Origin of the sequence: Streptomyces sp. SCL15-4 (assembly GCF_033366695.1) — a bacterium.
Lineage (GTDB): Bacteria > Actinomycetota > Actinomycetes > Streptomycetales > Streptomycetaceae > Streptomyces.
Window position 1 is genome coordinate 6,226,480 of record NZ_JAOBTQ010000001.1, and the last position, 14,153, is coordinate 6,240,632.

The following is a 14,153-nucleotide window of genomic DNA, read 5'->3' on the forward strand; positions in this document are numbered from 1 at the left end:
TCCCACCGTCCGCGATCGGCCGGAAGGGTGCCAAGTCCCGTCGTACGACGGCGGGTTGGATGAAGGGAGCACACGGTGGACCGCCCTCTGCTGTCACTGAGATCGACCTTGGTCTTTCTGCTCGCCCTGCTCACCGGCGCGGTGACCGGCGGGTTGACGGTCGTCGCCGGCGAAGGCACCGCGCGCGGCCTGCTCGCCGGCCTTGCCTGCGCCGGCGTGGCCGTGCCGTTCTTCGACCGTCTCATCGCCGCCGAGGACAGCGCCGGCCGGCCGGCGGCCCGCGTGGCCGCCGGTGCGGCCGAGAGGGAGAGCGATGGGTGAGCTGCGGCCGCTGGGGGACGACCTCAACCAGGCCTCCCGGGCCTTGGCGGAGGCGTTGCGCGAGCTGTTCGAGAGCCTCCACGTGTCCGTCCGCCGGTACGCGGCCCGCCGCCGGCTCGACCCGGGCACGGTCTCGCGCTATCTGAACGGCACCCGGTTACCGCCCTGGCAGGTGATCAGCGACCTCTTCACCGATGTCGCCGAGCACCGGGGGACCGCGGTCACCACCGAGGCCATCGAGCTGGTCCGGGGCCTGTACGGATCGGCCGTGGACGCCGCCTCGTCGCCCAAGCACGCGGTGGAGCTCCTGGAGCGGCAACTGGCCGACGCCGACCACGTCTCGCGGCGGTCCAGCGTCCGCGGCGACGTCCTGGGCGACGCGCTGCTGGACCGGACGCAGCGCATCGCCGACCTGGAGACGCGGCTCAACCAGTTGGAGGCCGACCGCATCGCGGAGCGGAAACGGGCGGACGAGTTCGCCAAGGCGCATCCGGATGTCTACGGCCTCATCCAGGAACGCGACACGCTCCGGGGGGAAGTCGAGCGCCTCGGCGCGGCCCTGTGGGAGGCCCAGGCCCAGCGCGCCGCGGCGGAGGACCGCTGCACGCTGCTCGAACGCCAGCTGGACGCCGTCGAGCAGACCGCGAAGGCGGTGCTGCCGGCGGGACGGCAGGGCATGCCCAGGATCCTCGTCGTCGATGACCAGCCGGACAACCTGCTGGCGATGACCGCGGTCCTGGCGACGCTCGAACAGGAACTCGTCACCGTCTCCTCCGGCCGGGAGGCCCTCAAGGCCCTGCTCGACCACGACGACTTCGCCGTCATCATCATGGACGTGCAGATGCCGGAGATGGACGGCTACGAGACGTGCGCCCACATCAAACGCCGCCCCAGGACGAGGGACGTGCCCATCATCTTCCTGACCGCGATGGGCACCGGATCCGAACACTCCGCCCGCGGCTACGCGGCCGGCGCCGTCGACTACATCAGCAAGCCGTTCGACCCGTGGGCCCTGCGCGCCAAGGTCGCCGTGTTCACCTCCATCTACCTGGAGCGACACGGTCACTAGCACCGGCCCCGGCCCCTGGTCCGGCCCCCTCGCCGCGCGCCGGAGCGTTCCGCCCGTGCCCCGGTAACCGGCCAAACCCCCAAAGGGCCCCGTCACTCTCGTGGCCCCCGTCAGAACGCCCACCACCGCCCGCAGCCGCAACACTGCGGGCATGGGTATACGCATGCTCCACCGCCGGACGCCCGAGGCAGCCGCCGGGGCCTGGGCGGCTGTCGCCTCGGCGCAGGCCGTGCCCGCCGCGCCGGTCCCGGCCCTCGCGGCCGACGCAAGCACCGCCCGCGTCCCGGCCGACCCGGTCGCGACCGTCCGCGGCGTCACCAGACGCCTCGGCCGCGCTCTCACCACCCGCCCCGCCCGCCTCCCCGACTGGCGCCAGTGGACCGACCTGGCCCGTGGCTATCTCGCCCTGGCCCTCACCCTGATCCCGAGATCCCGCCCCCGGCGCGAAATCACGGTCTTCGTGGCGTCCCTCACCGAGCGGCCGGCCACTCCCGGCCCGCACCGGCCGCCTCGCCGTGATCCCCGTGACGCCCGTGATCCCCGGGACCGGCGGCCGGACGCCGGAGCCTGACCCCCACGGCGTACACCAGCAGCCCCAGCACCACCCCGGCGCCCGCCCCGAAGCACAGGGCGGGCACCAGCTCCCACGGCCGCACGCCCGTACCGCCCCGCTCCCGCCAGAGCACCGTCCGCCGCACCGCTCCCGCCAGCGCGCAGCCGCCGATCACCGCGAGCGCCCGCCACCGGTCCCGTACGGACAGCGCCGGCACCCCCGCCGGCACCCCGCCGGGCACCCGTCGTAGCGCCCGGACCACGAACACCACGATCAGCACCGCGCCCGCCGCCGACGACCCGTACTGCAACCAGGTGTACAGCGGCACGCCCGCCGGACGGTCCCGTCCGACCGCCGGGACCAGCCGCGTACCCCACCGGTCGTGATGGGTGAACGCGTCCCACACCACATGGGTCAGCGCGCCGAGCACCGCGGAGCAGTACCACCGGGCCGCCGCCGCGACCCGCACGCGCGCGCGTGGCCTCCCGCGGCGCAGCAGGGCCGCCGGCCGGCCCTGCCACGCCCGCGGCAGCAGCGCGAGCAACGGCTCCCGGACCAGCAGCCACAGCCCCGCCAGCGCCCAGGCGAGCGGCACATCGACCGTGACGACCCCGGCGAACGCGTGCGTGACCGCGCCCGCCTCCATCCCGCCCGGCAGGACATCGGCCGCGTAGTAGGGCACATCGGGCGCGTAGGAGCCCGCCACGAGCACCGCGGGCACCAGACGGCCCCGGCCGCTGCCGTCCCGGCGGACCGCGGGCAGCACGGCCGCCGCATGGCTGAGCGTGAACGGCACCAGGAGCCTCCAGGGCGTACGACGGCACCCGCCTCGGACGCCGGGGTGCGGATCCGGCCAGTATGCGGGACGCCGTCCGAGGTCACGCGGGGCGGCGGCGGGTGGACGACCGGTGAATTCCGGGAGTCAACGGGTGCCCGTCCACAGCAAGTTGTCGTAGGGTCACCTGGGTCCCCCTGCCGGGCGCACGGTGACACACACGGCGCTCGGACGAATCTGCGGAACAGGGGCAACCAGAGCACCGGGTCAACCGTCACACCAGAGCGAGGCGGACAGCGACGGAGACGGACGCGCGGGCGTCCACGGGAGGGGTTCACTCTATGGCTGCGCATTTCGGCAGGCGGCTGCGCAAGGGGGCGGCGAGCACCGCCGTGGCCGCGGCGGCGGTCGCGGCACTCTCCGCGTCCCAGGCCCCGGGAGTGGCCGGCGAGGACAACAGACCCACGACGGCCGGCGCCACGACCTCCGCGCCGGACGGCGAAGGCAACGGCAACGCCACCGGCAACTCGCCGTACTTCACGGACCTCCCGCCGCTGAAGAGCCCCGAGCCCGGCCCCTCGGCGCCGGTCGGCACGCCGGTCTCCCGCGGTGACGGGGAGGCGGGCATCCCGGCGACGGTCCTCGACGCCTACAAGAAGGCCGCGGCCGAACTGCGCACCTCCAAGCCCGGCTGCAACATGCCCTGGCAACTGCTGGCCGCCATCGGCAACGTCGAGTCCGGGCACGCCCGCGGCGGGCAGGTCGACGCCGACGGCACCACGCTCCGGCGCATCCTGGGCCCGCAGCTCGACGGCAGGGGTTTCGCGAACATACCGGACACCGACGGCGGCGCGTACGACGGCAACAGCACCTACGACCAGGCCGTCGGACCGATGCAGTTCATCCCGTCCACCTGGGCCTGGGCCGGCCGCGACGGCAACGGCGACGGCAAGAAGGACCCGAACAACGTCTACGACGCCGCGCTCGCCGCGGGCCACTACCTGTGCCGCAACGACTGGGACCTGTCCCGTGAGGCGGACCTGCACGGCGCGATCCTCAGCTACAACAACTCCCAGGACTACCTGAACCTGGTCCTGAACTGGATGGAGTACTACCGCGAGGGCACCCACTCCGTCCCCGACGGCACCGGCGGCGTACCGGAGCACCGCAGCGACGACGGCTCCGAGGACCCGGCGTCCCCGCGGCCGACTGACCCGCCGACCACCGAGCCGGCCCCGAAGCCCCCGCACAAGCCCGGCGGCGGCCACGGGGGCGAGGACGGCAACGGCGGCGGCAACCAGACGCCCGGTCCCAAGCCCCCCACGCCGAAGCCGCCCGTCCCGCCGAAGCCCCCGGAGACGCCCACCGACCTCGTGGACCACCTGACGGGCACGGGCACCGGGAAACTCACCGCGATGGCCGGCGACGCCTTCGCCGAGCGGATCGGCGTGCGCGCCGAGACGAAGGTCGGCAAGTCCGTCGCCAAGGTCCGGATCAGGTTCACCCTCACCGGAGACACCGACGCCACCTTCGCCGGCGGCGAGACCGTCGCGACGGTCGCCACCGACGCCAAGGGCCTCGCGCAGGCCCCGCCGCTCCAGGCCGGCGAGAAGACCGGCGACTTCAAGGTCACCGCGGCCGTCGTGGGCCGCCAGGTCAAGGGCGTCGACTACACGGCGACCGTCACCGCGCGCGCCGCCGACACCCTGGCCCGCACCGGCGACATCCCGCTGGTCTGCACCGCGGGCGGCGAGTTCGCCCAGCAGGTGCAGGTGAAGGCGACGTACCAGGGTGCCGTCGCGGACAAGGTCGCGGCCACCGCCACGCTGGTCAAGTCGCCCCTCGACGCCACGGCGAACGACAAGGGCCCCTACTTCAAGGACGCGGCGGGCAAGCCCGTCCGCACCCTCACCGGCCTCCAGACGGACGCCAAGGGCCTGCTCACGCTGCCCAAGTTGTACGCCGACGACACCGCCGGCACCTTCCTGCTCCGCATCACCACCACGGGCGGCGCCACGCTCACCGTGGAACTGAAGGTCGAGGCCGCCGTCCCGGTGATTCCCGTGCCGGCCCCGTCCGCCACCTCGCAGAGCCCCGCCCCCGACCCGACCGCCTCCTCCTGAGCCACCGCCGCAGGGCGCCCTCCCCGGCCACCGGGAAGGGCGCCCTCGTTCGTGCGCGCGGCGCTGTTCTCGTCCCGCCCGCGCGTTGCCGCGGCACCGGACCTGATGGGCCGTCAGTACATCCCCTGGCCGAAGCGGTCACCGGGGCCGGAGGCCCGCGCCCGGCAGCCCCGGCCTCCCGCACCCCTCCGGCCCGCGGAGTCCGTGCCGGTCAGCGCCTGAGCCGCGCGTTGGTGTACCGGGTGGGCTCGGCGCTCGCCGGGTCCTCGGGCCACGGGTGCTTGGGATACCGGCCGCGCAGCTCCGCCCGTACGGCCCGGTAGCCGTCCCGCCAGAAGGAGGCGAGGTCGGCCGTGACGGCGGCGGGCCGCCCGGCCGGGGAGAGCAGGTGCACGAGCAGCGGCACGCCCGCCACGGACGGCGTCTCCCGCAGCCCGAACATCTCCTGGAGCTTGACGGCGAGCACCGGCCGCTCCGGGTCCCGGTAGTCGATCCGGATCCTGGACCCGCTCGGCACCGCGATCCGCTCGGGCGCCAGCTCCTCCAGCCGGGCCGCTTCCCCGCTCGCCCACGGCAGCAGCCGCGCGAGCGCCTGACCGGCGTCGATCCGGGCCAGGTCGGCCCGCCGCCGGGCCCGGCCCAGCTCCGGCTCCAGCCACTCGTCCACGCGCGCGTGCAGCGCGTCGTCCGACACGTCCGGCCACGGCTCCCCGAGGTGCGCCCGCAGGAACGCCAGCCGCTGCCGCAGCCCCCGCGCCTCCGGCGACCAGCGCAGCAGCCCGAGCCCGTCCTGAAGGAGCCCGTCGAGCAGGGCGGCGCGGACGAGGGCCGGATCGGCGTCCTTCAGAGGGCGTACGGCCAGCTCGACCGCCCCCAGCCGCTCGACGTGCCGGGCCACGACGTCCCCGCCGGCCCAGCACACCTCGTCCCGCTCACCGAGCAGCGCCCCGGCGGCGGCCCGCGCCACGTCCTCGTCCACGGCCGCGCCGAGCCGCACGCGCGCGTGCCCCGTCCCGGCGGGCCGGTCGGCGACGGCCACCACGATCCACGGAGCACCGCGCAGCGCCGACCCCTCGGCCGGTTCCGCCCGCGTCCCGGACACCGTGAGGTACGACCCGCCGTCGAGCCTGGCGACCCGCTCGGGAAACGCGAGAGCGGCGACCAGCCCGGCGAGCCGGTCGTCGGAGGTACCCGGCCCGACCCGGACGGCCCCGCCCCGCCCGGGCTGCCCGGCCGGGCCGGCCGAGACCGCGCGCAGCCGCCGTACCTCCGCGGCCCAGCGCGCGCCGTACGCGTCACCGCCGGCCCGGGCCCGCCGCAGCGCACCGGCCAGGTCGTCGCCGTACTCCCGGGGCACCTCCTCGGAGAGCAGCGCCACGACCGGGGCCCCGTCCCCGCCCGTGTCCAGCAGCGCCCGGCCCAGCCGGGGATGCACCCCGAGCCGGGCCAGCCGCCCACCGGTCCGCGTGGCCCGCCCTGCGGGGTCCACCGCTCCCACCGCCGTCAGCGCGGACCGCGCCGCCGCCATCGCCCCGCCCGGCGGCGCGTCCAGCAACGCCAGCCCGGAGGCGTCCGGATCGCCCCAGCAGGCCGCCTGAAGGGCGAACGAGGTCAGGTCGGCCACCTTGATCTCGGGCGCCGGAAAGGCCGGCAGACGGCCGTCCTCGGCCTCCGCCCAGCACCGGTACACCGTTCCCGGCGCCTCACGCCCGGCCCGCCCCGCCCGCTGCCGCCCCGCCGCCCGCGACGCCCGCACGGTGGTCAGCCCGCTCAGCCCGCGCGCGTGATCCACCCGCGGCTCCCGGGCCAGCCCCGAGTCGACCACCACCCGCACTCCGGGCACGGTCAGCGACGACTCGGCCACGGACGTCGCCAGCACCACCCGGCGCCGCTCCCCGGCCGACAGCACCGCGTCCTGCACCGCGGCCGGCGCCCGCCCGTGCACCTGGAGCACCTCGACCCCGCCCAGGTCTCCCAGCAGCCCCGCCACCCGCGCGATCTCGCCCACGCCGGGCAGGAAGCACAGCACGTCCCCGTCCCGCTCCGCCAGCGCCCGCCGCACCACCGACGCCACATGCGCCAGCAGCTCCGGATCCACCCGCATCCCGTGCGGCGGCCGCACCGGACGGACCGGCGGAGCCCACACCACCTCCACCGGATACGCCGTACCCGCCGCCTCGACCACCGGCGCCCCGCCGAGCAGCCGCGCCCACCCCTCGGCGTCCGTGGTCGCCGACGCGGCCACCAGCCGCAGCTCCGGGCGCAGCGCCTGCCGCACGTCCCACAGGAACGCGGCCGCCGTGTCCGCGTCCAGATGCCGCTCGTGACACTCGTCCAGGACCACCACGTCCACCCCGGCCAGCTCCTGGTCCCGCTGGAGCCGCTGGAGCAGGACACCGGTCGTGACGACCTCCACGCGCGTGTTCCGTCCCACGGCCCGCTCGCCGCGCACCGTGAAGCCGACGCTCTCGCCGGGCCGCTCGCCCAGCAGCCACGCCATCCGCCGGGCCGCCGCCCGCGCCGCGATCCGCCGCGGCTCGGCCACCACGACCCGCCGCGCGGGACCGCCTCCGACCAGCCCCGCGAGCACCAGCGGCACCAGTGTCGTCTTGCCGGTGCCGGGCGGCGCCACGAGGACGGCGGTCCCCTCACCCTCCAGCGCGTCGGTCAGGGCGGGCAGGGCGGAGCGCACGGGCAGCGCGTCCAGAGCGTCGTAACGGATCACGCCCCCAGTGTCGTACGACCGGAAACCGGGGCCGTACGACGGGGAACCAGAGACGCACGACGGGAAAACGGCCGCCCCGCGCGCGTGCGTCCACCCGGACCCGCGCGCACCCGCGGACGGTTTTCGGACGGCTTCAGTCCCGCTCGCACACGAAGATCGCCGTGCCCGGGATCAGATTCCCGCGCAGGGGCGACCAGCCGCCCCACTCCGCGGTGTTCCAGGCCGGCCACTCCGGCTCCACCAGGTCCACCAGCCGGAAGCCCGACGCCACGACGTCCCGCACCCGGTCGCCGAGCGTCCTGTGGTGCTCCACGTACACCGCGTGACCCCGCTCGTCCTGCTCCACGTACGGCGTGCGGTCGAAGTAGGACGCCGACACCGACAGGCCCTCCGGGCCCGGCTCGTCCGGGAACGCCCAGCGGATCGGGTGCGTCACCGAGAACACGAACCGTCCGCCCGGCCGCAGCACCCGGCGCACCTCGCGCAGCACCAGCCGCGGGTCGGCCACGAACGGCAGCGCCCCGTACGCGGAGCACGCCAGGTCGAAGGAGCCGTCCGCGAAGGGCAGCGCGCCGGCGTCGGCACACACCAGCGGCAGGGCCCCGCCGATCCGCAGCGCGTGCTGGAGCTGGCGGTGCGAGAGGTCCAGGGCCACCGGCCGCGCGCCCTGGGCGGCCAGCCAGCGCGCGCACTGGGCCGCGCCCGCGCCGATCTCCAGGATCGCCCTGCCCTTCAGCTCCGCCGGAGGGCCGAGCAGCTCGGCCTCCGCCTCGTCCAGGCCCTCCGGGCCCCACACGAAGCGGTCGTCGCCGAGGAAGCCGCCGTGCTCGCTCTGGTACTCGTCCGCGTTCCGGTCCCACCAGCCCCGGTTTGCCCGGCTGCTCTCCGTGACGCTCGCCTCACGCCGGGTCGCTTCCGGCTCGAACCCTTCGGACCGCTGAGGGTCGTACGCTTCCGGCTCTTGGATGATCGGCTCCCTCGTCGTACTCTTCCGTCCAGCCCGCCGGAGGGGACCGCGTGGGAGGGGTCCCACGGGTCCCGTGCGGGCTGTCGAGGTAATTCTTCTGCCGGGTTTGCGGCGATCCGCCCGGGGTGTCCGCCATCCTGCATTGACCCTGTCCGGCTGCCCCCGTATGCTACAAGTTGCGCTGCGGGCCTGCGCACCTCAGACGTAGCAGGCTGCGCTCGCATCTGTTGTATGTCCCCTCGGTTGTCGAGGCGCCATCACCAGTAATGGTGAGGCGCTTCCTTGGCTGTCCGGCTTCTGCAGAGCGAAACGGGCTCCCGGCGTAAGCAGTACCTACGACTTCAATGTCCGTACCGGAGCCCTTTCCCACATGACGAGCAGCACCGAGACCACCGCCACCACCCCGCAGGTAGCGGTCAACGACATCGGTAACGAGGAAGCATTCCTCGCAGCGATCGACGAGACGATCAAGTACTTCAACGACGGCGACATCGTCGACGGCGTCATCGTGAAGGTCGACCGGGACGAGGTCCTGCTCGACATCGGTTACAAGACCGAAGGTGTCATCCCGAGCCGCGAGCTCTCGATCAAGCACGACGTCGACCCGAACGAGGTCGTGGCGGTCGGCGACGAGATCGAGGCCCTGGTCCTCCAGAAGGAGGACAAGGAAGGCCGCCTGATCCTCTCGAAGAAGCGCGCCCAGTACGAGCGTGCCTGGGGCACCATCGAGAAGATCAAGGAAGAGGACGGGATCGTCACCGGTACCGTCATCGAGGTCGTCAAGGGTGGTCTCATCCTCGACATCGGCCTCCGTGGCTTCCTGCCGGCCTCCCTGGTCGAGATGCGCCGTGTCCGCGACCTCCAGCCGTACGTCGGCAAGGAGCTCGAGGCCAAGATCATCGAGCTGGACAAGAACCGCAACAACGTGGTCCTGTCCCGCCGTGCCTGGCTGGAGCAGACCCAGTCCGAGGTCCGCCAGACGTTCCTCACGACCCTCCAGAAGGGTCAGGTCCGCTCCGGTGTGGTCTCCTCGATCGTCAACTTCGGTGCCTTCGTGGACCTGGGTGGCGTCGACGGTCTGGTCCACGTCTCCGAGCTGTCCTGGAAGCACATCGACCACCCCTCCGAGGTTGTCGAGGTCGGCCAGGAGGTCACCGTCGAGGTCCTCGACGTCGACATGGACCGCGAGCGCGTCTCCCTGTCGCTGAAGGCGACCCAGGAAGACCCGTGGCAGCAGTTCGCCCGCACCCACCAGATCGGCCAGGTCGTGCCCGGCAAGGTCACGAAGCTGGTGCCGTTCGGTGCGTTCGTCCGCGTGGACGAGGGCATCGAGGGTCTGGTCCACATCTCCGAGCTGGCCGAGCGCCACGTGGAGATCCCGGAGCAGGTCGTCCAGGTCAACGACGAGATCTTCGTCAAGGTCATCGACATCGACCTCGAGCGTCGCCGCATCAGCCTCTCGCTGAAGCAGGCCAACGAGTCCTTCGGTGCCGACCCGGCCTCGGTCGAGTTCGACCCGACCCTGTACGGCATGGCCGCGTCGTACGACGACCAGGGCAACTACATCTACCCCGAGGGCTTCGACCCCGAGACCAACGACTGGCTCGAGGGCTACGAGAAGCAGCGCGAGGAGTGGGAGCGCCAGTACGCCGAGGCGCAGTCCCGCTTCGAGCAGCACCAGCAGCAGGTCATCAAGTCCCGCGAGGCCGACGCCGCCGCGGAGGCCGAGGGCGGCGAGGCCGCGGCTCCGGCCGCGACCGGCGGTGGCTCGTACTCCTCCGAGGGCGCCGACACCTCCGGTGCGCTGGCCTCGGACGAGGCGCTGGCCGCGCTGCGCGAGAAGCTGGCCGGCGGCCAGAGCTGATCGCTGCCGCTGAGGCTTAGCCGATAGTTGCCGCTGAGGGGCCGTACCTTTCGAGGTGCGGCCCCTCCGCGTTCCTCAAGGCGTCACCTGGACGTTGGTCAGGCCGTTGCCGTCCGTCACCGTGTTGGTGCTGTAGACGGTGGTCCGGCAGGTGGCGCTGTAGTTGGTGACGTCGATCGCCAGGCGGTTCGCACCGGTCGCGCCCGTCAATGTCGACTTGTTGCCCTTGAAGACCGTGCCGCAGCCCCAGCCTGGCTGCTGGGTGTGGGTCTGGTAGCCGTCGTTGGTGGTGGCGGTGCCGGTGTTGTCCTGGACGAGCACGTCGTTGCCCTTCACGTCGACCCAGGAATCGTCGTAGTTGGCGCCGGTCAGGCCGCTGCCGTCGAAGGTGTTGCCGATGATCCGCGCGCCGGTCGTGCCCTCCTTGATGTCGACGTTCTCCCCGCCCACGTCCGGGCCGATCGTGTTGTTCAGGACCCGCACGCGATCGCTCCGGTCGGACAATGTGTTCGCGGTGCCCACATACACGCCCTCGCCCATGCCCCGGCCGTCGTTCCCGGTGTCGTAGATCCTCGAGTTCTCGATCACGCCGTCCGTGCTGGAGTTGCGGAAGTGCACGCCCTCCATGTCCAGGCCGTGCACCGTGACACCGTCCACGACGACACCCTCGGCCGCGTCGATCACGATGCCCTTCTGGCCGCCGGTCACGGTCAGGCCGCCGACCGTCCAGTAGGAGGCGCCGTTCAGGTGCAGCCCGTAACCGCCGCCGGCGGTGAGCACGGCGCCCCGGGAGCCGGTCAGGGTGATGCGGGCGGCGGCCGTGGCCGGGACGGTCGCCTTGAAGTTGCCGGTGTACGTGCCGTCCGCCAGGTGGATCGTGTCGCCGGGCCGGGCGGCGGCGAGCGCGGTCTTCAGCTGGGCGGAGGTCGCGACCTCGACGGTCGCGGCGGCCGAGGCCGAGGCGGGTCCGGTGGCGGTCAGGGCCAGGCCGCCGGTGGCGAGGACGGTGGCGAGCAGAGAGGTGAGCGGTATGCGTATGCGCATCGGAGTGCCTTCCCGTCTTTCCCATACATGAACGATGATCGTCATCGTGAACTCGACGCCTGGAAGGTACGGACCAGGTGACGGGTCGTCAAGATGTCCCGCAAGGGATCGCAGGCGAACGGCGTGTGGCGGGAATTCCGCTGTTCCGGGGCGCGTTGTCCATGGGGAACACGAGGAGGAGCGGTCACAGTGCTTGATCCGCAGGGTTTGTACGCATGGGAGCCGAAGGGCCTCGCCGTGGTGGACATGGCGCTCGCCCAGGAGTCGGCCGGCCTTGTCATGCTCTACCACTTCGACGGATACATCGACGCGGGCGAGACCGGCGACCAGATCGTCGACCGGCTGCTCGACTCACTGCCCCACCAGCTCGTGGCCCGGTTCGACCACGACCGGCTCGTGGACTACCGGGCCCGCAGGCCCCTGCTGACCTTCAAGCGGGACCGCTGGACCGACTACGAGACCCCGGCCATCGAGGTCCACCTCGTCCAGGACACCACCGGTGCCCCGTTCCTGCTGCTGTCCGGACCCGAACCGGACGTGGAGTGGGAGCGGTTCGCGGCGGCGGTGCGACAGATCGTGGAACGGCTCGGCGTGCGCCTGTCCGTGAACTTCCACGGCATCCCCATGGGCGTCCCGCACACCCGCCCGGTGGGCCTGACCCCGCACGGCAACCGCACCGACCTGGTCCCCGGTCACCGCAGCCCCTTCGACGAGGCACAGGTGCCCGGCAGTGCCGAGTCCCTGGTCGAGTACCGCCTCATGGAGGCCGGCCACGACGTCCTGGGCGTCGCCGCGCACGTCCCGCACTACATCGCCCGCTCCCCGTACCCGGACGCGGCGCTGACCGTCCTGGAGGCCGTCACGGCCGCCACCGGGCTGGTGCTGCCCGGCGTGGCCCACGCGCTGCGCACGGACGCGCACCGCACGCAGACCGAGATCGACCGGCAGATCCGGGAGGGCGACGAGGAACTGACCGCGCTCGTCCAGGGCCTCGAGCACCAGTACGACGCGGCGGCGGGCGCCGAGACCCGGGGCAACATGCTGGCCGAGCCGGTGGACATTCCGTCGGCGGACGAGATCGGGCGGGAGTTCGAGCGGTTCCTGGCGGAGCGGGAGGGCGACAACTGAGGCGGGGGAGCGGGCGCCGTCGGCCCGCACCTGCCGTACCGGCCCTCCGGGGGAGCGTCTAGGCTTCCGCTCATGCTGACAGTGGGCCTGACCGGCGGGATCGGCGCCGGCAAGAGCGAGGTGTCGCGGCTGCTCGTGGAGCACGGGGCCGTCCTGATCGACTCGGACCGCATCGCCCGCGAAGTCGTCGCGCCCGGCACCCCCGGCCTCGCCGCCGTGGCCGACGCCTTCGGTCCGGACGTCCTGGCCGCCGACGGCAGCCTGGACCGGCCCCGGCTCGGCTCCATCGTCTTCGCCGACCCCGAGAAGCTGGCCGTCCTCAACTCGATCGTGCATCCTCTGGTGCGCGACCGCTCCCGCGAGCTGGAGAGCGCCGTGCCCGAGGACGCCGTGGTGGTCCACGACGTACCCCTGCTCACCGAGAACGGTCTCGCGCCGCTCTACGACGTCGTGATCGTCGTGGACGCGAGCCCCGAGACCCAGCTCGAGCGGCTGGTACGGCTGCGCGGGATGACCGAGGCGGACGCACGCGCGCGGATGGCCGCGCAGGCGACGCGCGAACAGCGCCGGAAGATCGCGGACATCGTCATCGACAACGACGTGCCTCTGGACGCGCTGCGGGAGCGGGTCGCCGAGGTGTGGGGCGGCCTCGCCCGCCGGGCGCGGCACGGCGCCGCCGGCGCGGAATAGCCGAGCGCTTCGGGGCGTTGAACCGCTGGAGCAAGGGAAGGACTCAGCCGTGCCCGAGACCAGCGGTTCCACCGGACGTACTCCGGAAACGCATGTCATCGACTTCCGTGCCGCCGAGCAACTGCTCAACGCGCGGGACCCGCGGGGCGCGGTGAAGCTGCTCGACGGAGTCATCGCCGCGTACCCCGAGAACACCGCGGCCCGTCTGCTGCGTGCGCGGGCCTTCTTCGCCGCGGCGCAACTGCGCCCGGCCGAACTCGAGTTCACCATCGTGCTGGAACGCGAACCGGACAACGCGTTCGCGCACTTCGCCCTGGCCCGCACCTATGAGCGCCAGGGCCGGCCCGACCAGGCCAAGCGCCACTTCCGGCTGGCGGCCGCGCTGGACCCCAACCCGCAGTACCTGAAAGCGGCACGCTTCGACGCGTGAGGGGTCGGGTCGCCGGGGCGGTGCGGGCGCTGGTTGGCGGCGGCTGCGGGGCGCGGCCGGTGAGGGGGCTGCGGCGACCCGCTCATGGATGCCGGTGCCTGGGCGGCCCCTTGTACGGCGGGCCGTCCTCCGGCGGCGGGTACGGCGGTATGTCACGGCCCGGTTGGTAGTGCGGGCCCTGCCGGATGTGCCGCAGGACGACGGCCAGGTCCACGGTGGCCACCAGCCACAGCGCCCCGCACGCCGCCGCCCAGCCCGGCCGCCCGGCCAGCGCGAAGGCCGCCGTGCCGAGGGCCGCCCAGCCCAGCCCCCACACGCTCAGCCAGAACCGTGCCCGCAGAGCACTGCGCGCGGTCGCCGGTTCACTGCCCGTACGCATCGGACCATCACTTCCTCCTCGCAACGTACTCTTCGCCGACGCGGGGAGGCAACGCTCGGCGGGGCGGCGTACGGGAGCGCCGGGA

13 protein-coding genes are annotated in these 14,153 nt (G+C 73.4%); 8 read left to right on the top strand and 5 right to left on the bottom strand.

The window, feature by feature from the left end; all coding sequences use genetic code 11:
- Nucleotides 1-75: 75 nt before the first annotated feature.
- The 3 genes from SCK26_RS27905 (at nucleotide 76) to SCK26_RS27915 (ending at nucleotide 1,961) form a co-directional block, all read left to right on the top strand.
- Nucleotides 76-321 carry a hypothetical protein gene (locus tag SCK26_RS27905; RefSeq protein ID WP_318204089.1) on the top strand — a complete coding sequence of 82 codons (246 nt, stop codon included), beginning with the start codon at nucleotides 76-78 and terminating at the stop codon, nucleotides 319-321.
- A complete protein-coding gene (locus tag SCK26_RS27910; protein ID WP_318204090.1) occupies nucleotides 314-1,390 on the top strand; it encodes a response regulator in 1,077 nt (358 codons plus the stop codon). The genes SCK26_RS27905 and SCK26_RS27910 overlap by 8 nt, the downstream gene beginning before the upstream one ends.
- A 151-nt stretch (nucleotides 1,391-1,541) precedes the next feature.
- Entirely contained in the window at nucleotides 1,542-1,961 is a 420-nt protein-coding gene (locus SCK26_RS27915) for a hypothetical protein (protein ID WP_318204091.1), read from the top strand.
- Here SCK26_RS27915 and SCK26_RS27920 read toward each other — a convergent pair.
- The gene (locus tag SCK26_RS27920) at nucleotides 1,861-2,739 is read right to left on the bottom strand and encodes a DUF4184 family protein (RefSeq protein ID WP_318204092.1); all 879 of its coding nucleotides are present in this window, start codon (nucleotides 2,737-2,739) and stop codon (nucleotides 1,861-1,863) included. The two genes, SCK26_RS27915 and SCK26_RS27920, sit on opposite strands and share 101 nt — an antisense overlap.
- Nucleotides 2,740-3,059: 320 nt before the next feature.
- Between SCK26_RS27920 and SCK26_RS27925 the strand changes: the two genes are divergently transcribed.
- Nucleotides 3,060-4,841 carry a lytic transglycosylase domain-containing protein gene (locus SCK26_RS27925; RefSeq protein WP_318204093.1) on the top strand — a complete coding sequence of 594 codons (1,782 nt, stop codon included), beginning with the start codon at nucleotides 3,060-3,062 and terminating at the stop codon, nucleotides 4,839-4,841.
- 211 nt (nucleotides 4,842-5,052) lie between these two features.
- On the opposite strand, the gene hrpB is transcribed toward SCK26_RS27925, so the two are convergent.
- Nucleotides 5,053-7,566, bottom strand: a complete 2,514-nt coding sequence (gene hrpB, locus SCK26_RS27930) for an ATP-dependent helicase HrpB (protein WP_318204094.1) — start codon at nucleotides 7,564-7,566, stop codon at nucleotides 5,053-5,055.
- A 133-nt stretch (nucleotides 7,567-7,699) separates the two neighbouring features.
- Nucleotides 7,700-8,536, bottom strand: coding sequence for a class I SAM-dependent methyltransferase (locus SCK26_RS27935; protein ID WP_318206109.1), 837 nt, complete (start codon nucleotides 8,534-8,536; stop codon nucleotides 7,700-7,702).
- A gap of 367 nt (nucleotides 8,537-8,903) precedes the next feature.
- On the opposite strand from SCK26_RS27935, the gene rpsA reads away from it, so the two are divergent.
- Nucleotides 8,904-10,397, top strand: a complete 1,494-nt coding sequence (rpsA, locus tag SCK26_RS27940) for a 30S ribosomal protein S1 (protein WP_318204095.1) — start codon at nucleotides 8,904-8,906, stop codon at nucleotides 10,395-10,397.
- 75 nt (nucleotides 10,398-10,472) lie between these two features.
- Here rpsA and SCK26_RS27945 read toward each other — a convergent pair whose 3' ends face one another.
- A complete protein-coding gene (locus SCK26_RS27945; RefSeq protein WP_318204096.1) occupies nucleotides 10,473-11,441 on the bottom strand; it encodes a right-handed parallel beta-helix repeat-containing protein in 969 nt (322 codons plus the stop codon).
- A 189-nt stretch (nucleotides 11,442-11,630) separates the two neighbouring features.
- Here SCK26_RS27945 and SCK26_RS27950 point away from each other — a divergent pair, with 189 nt between their 5' ends.
- The 3 genes from SCK26_RS27950 (at nucleotide 11,631) to SCK26_RS27960 (ending at nucleotide 13,689) form a co-directional block, all read left to right on the top strand.
- On the top strand, nucleotides 11,631-12,569 hold the full coding sequence (locus tag SCK26_RS27950) for a PAC2 family protein (protein WP_318204097.1): 939 nt from the start codon (nucleotides 11,631-11,633) through the stop codon (nucleotides 12,567-12,569).
- A gap of 72 nt (nucleotides 12,570-12,641) precedes the next feature.
- Complete coding sequence (coaE, locus tag SCK26_RS27955) at nucleotides 12,642-13,259, top strand: dephospho-CoA kinase (protein WP_318204098.1); 618 nt, start codon at nucleotides 12,642-12,644, stop codon at nucleotides 13,257-13,259.
- Between the two features lie 49 nt (nucleotides 13,260-13,308).
- Nucleotides 13,309-13,689: a tetratricopeptide repeat protein gene (locus SCK26_RS27960; protein WP_318204099.1), complete on the top strand. Its 381-nt coding sequence runs from the start codon at nucleotides 13,309-13,311 to the stop codon at nucleotides 13,687-13,689.
- Between the two features lie 82 nt (nucleotides 13,690-13,771).
- On the opposite strand, the gene SCK26_RS27965 is transcribed toward SCK26_RS27960, so the two are convergent.
- Nucleotides 13,772-14,068, bottom strand: a complete 297-nt coding sequence (locus SCK26_RS27965) for a DUF6343 family protein (RefSeq protein ID WP_318204100.1) — start codon at nucleotides 14,066-14,068, stop codon at nucleotides 13,772-13,774.
- Nucleotides 14,069-14,153: the final 85 nt, after the last annotated feature.

What these genes read in the sequence shown, in the direction of transcription:
- SCK26_RS27910 (WP_318204090.1), top strand. Translation starts at nt 314, where the DNA reads ATGGGTGAGCTGCGGCCGCTGGGGGACGACCTCAACCAGGCCTCCCGG.
- SCK26_RS27915 (WP_318204091.1), top strand. Translation starts at nt 1,542, where the DNA reads ATGGGTATACGCATGCTCCACCGCCGGACGCCCGAGGCAGCCGCCGGG.
- SCK26_RS27925 (WP_318204093.1), top strand. Translation starts at nt 3,060, where the DNA reads ATGGCTGCGCATTTCGGCAGGCGGCTGCGCAAGGGGGCGGCGAGCACC.
- rpsA (WP_318204095.1), top strand. Translation starts at nt 8,904, where the DNA reads ATGACGAGCAGCACCGAGACCACCGCCACCACCCCGCAGGTAGCGGTC.
- SCK26_RS27945 (WP_318204096.1), bottom strand. Translation starts at nt 11,441, where the DNA reads ATGCGCATACGCATACCGCTCACCTCTCTGCTCGCCACCGTCCTCGCC.
- coaE (WP_318204098.1), top strand. Translation starts at nt 12,642, where the DNA reads ATGCTGACAGTGGGCCTGACCGGCGGGATCGGCGCCGGCAAGAGCGAG.
- SCK26_RS27965 (WP_318204100.1), bottom strand. Translation starts at nt 14,068, where the DNA reads ATGCGTACGGGCAGTGAACCGGCGACCGCGCGCAGTGCTCTGCGGGCA.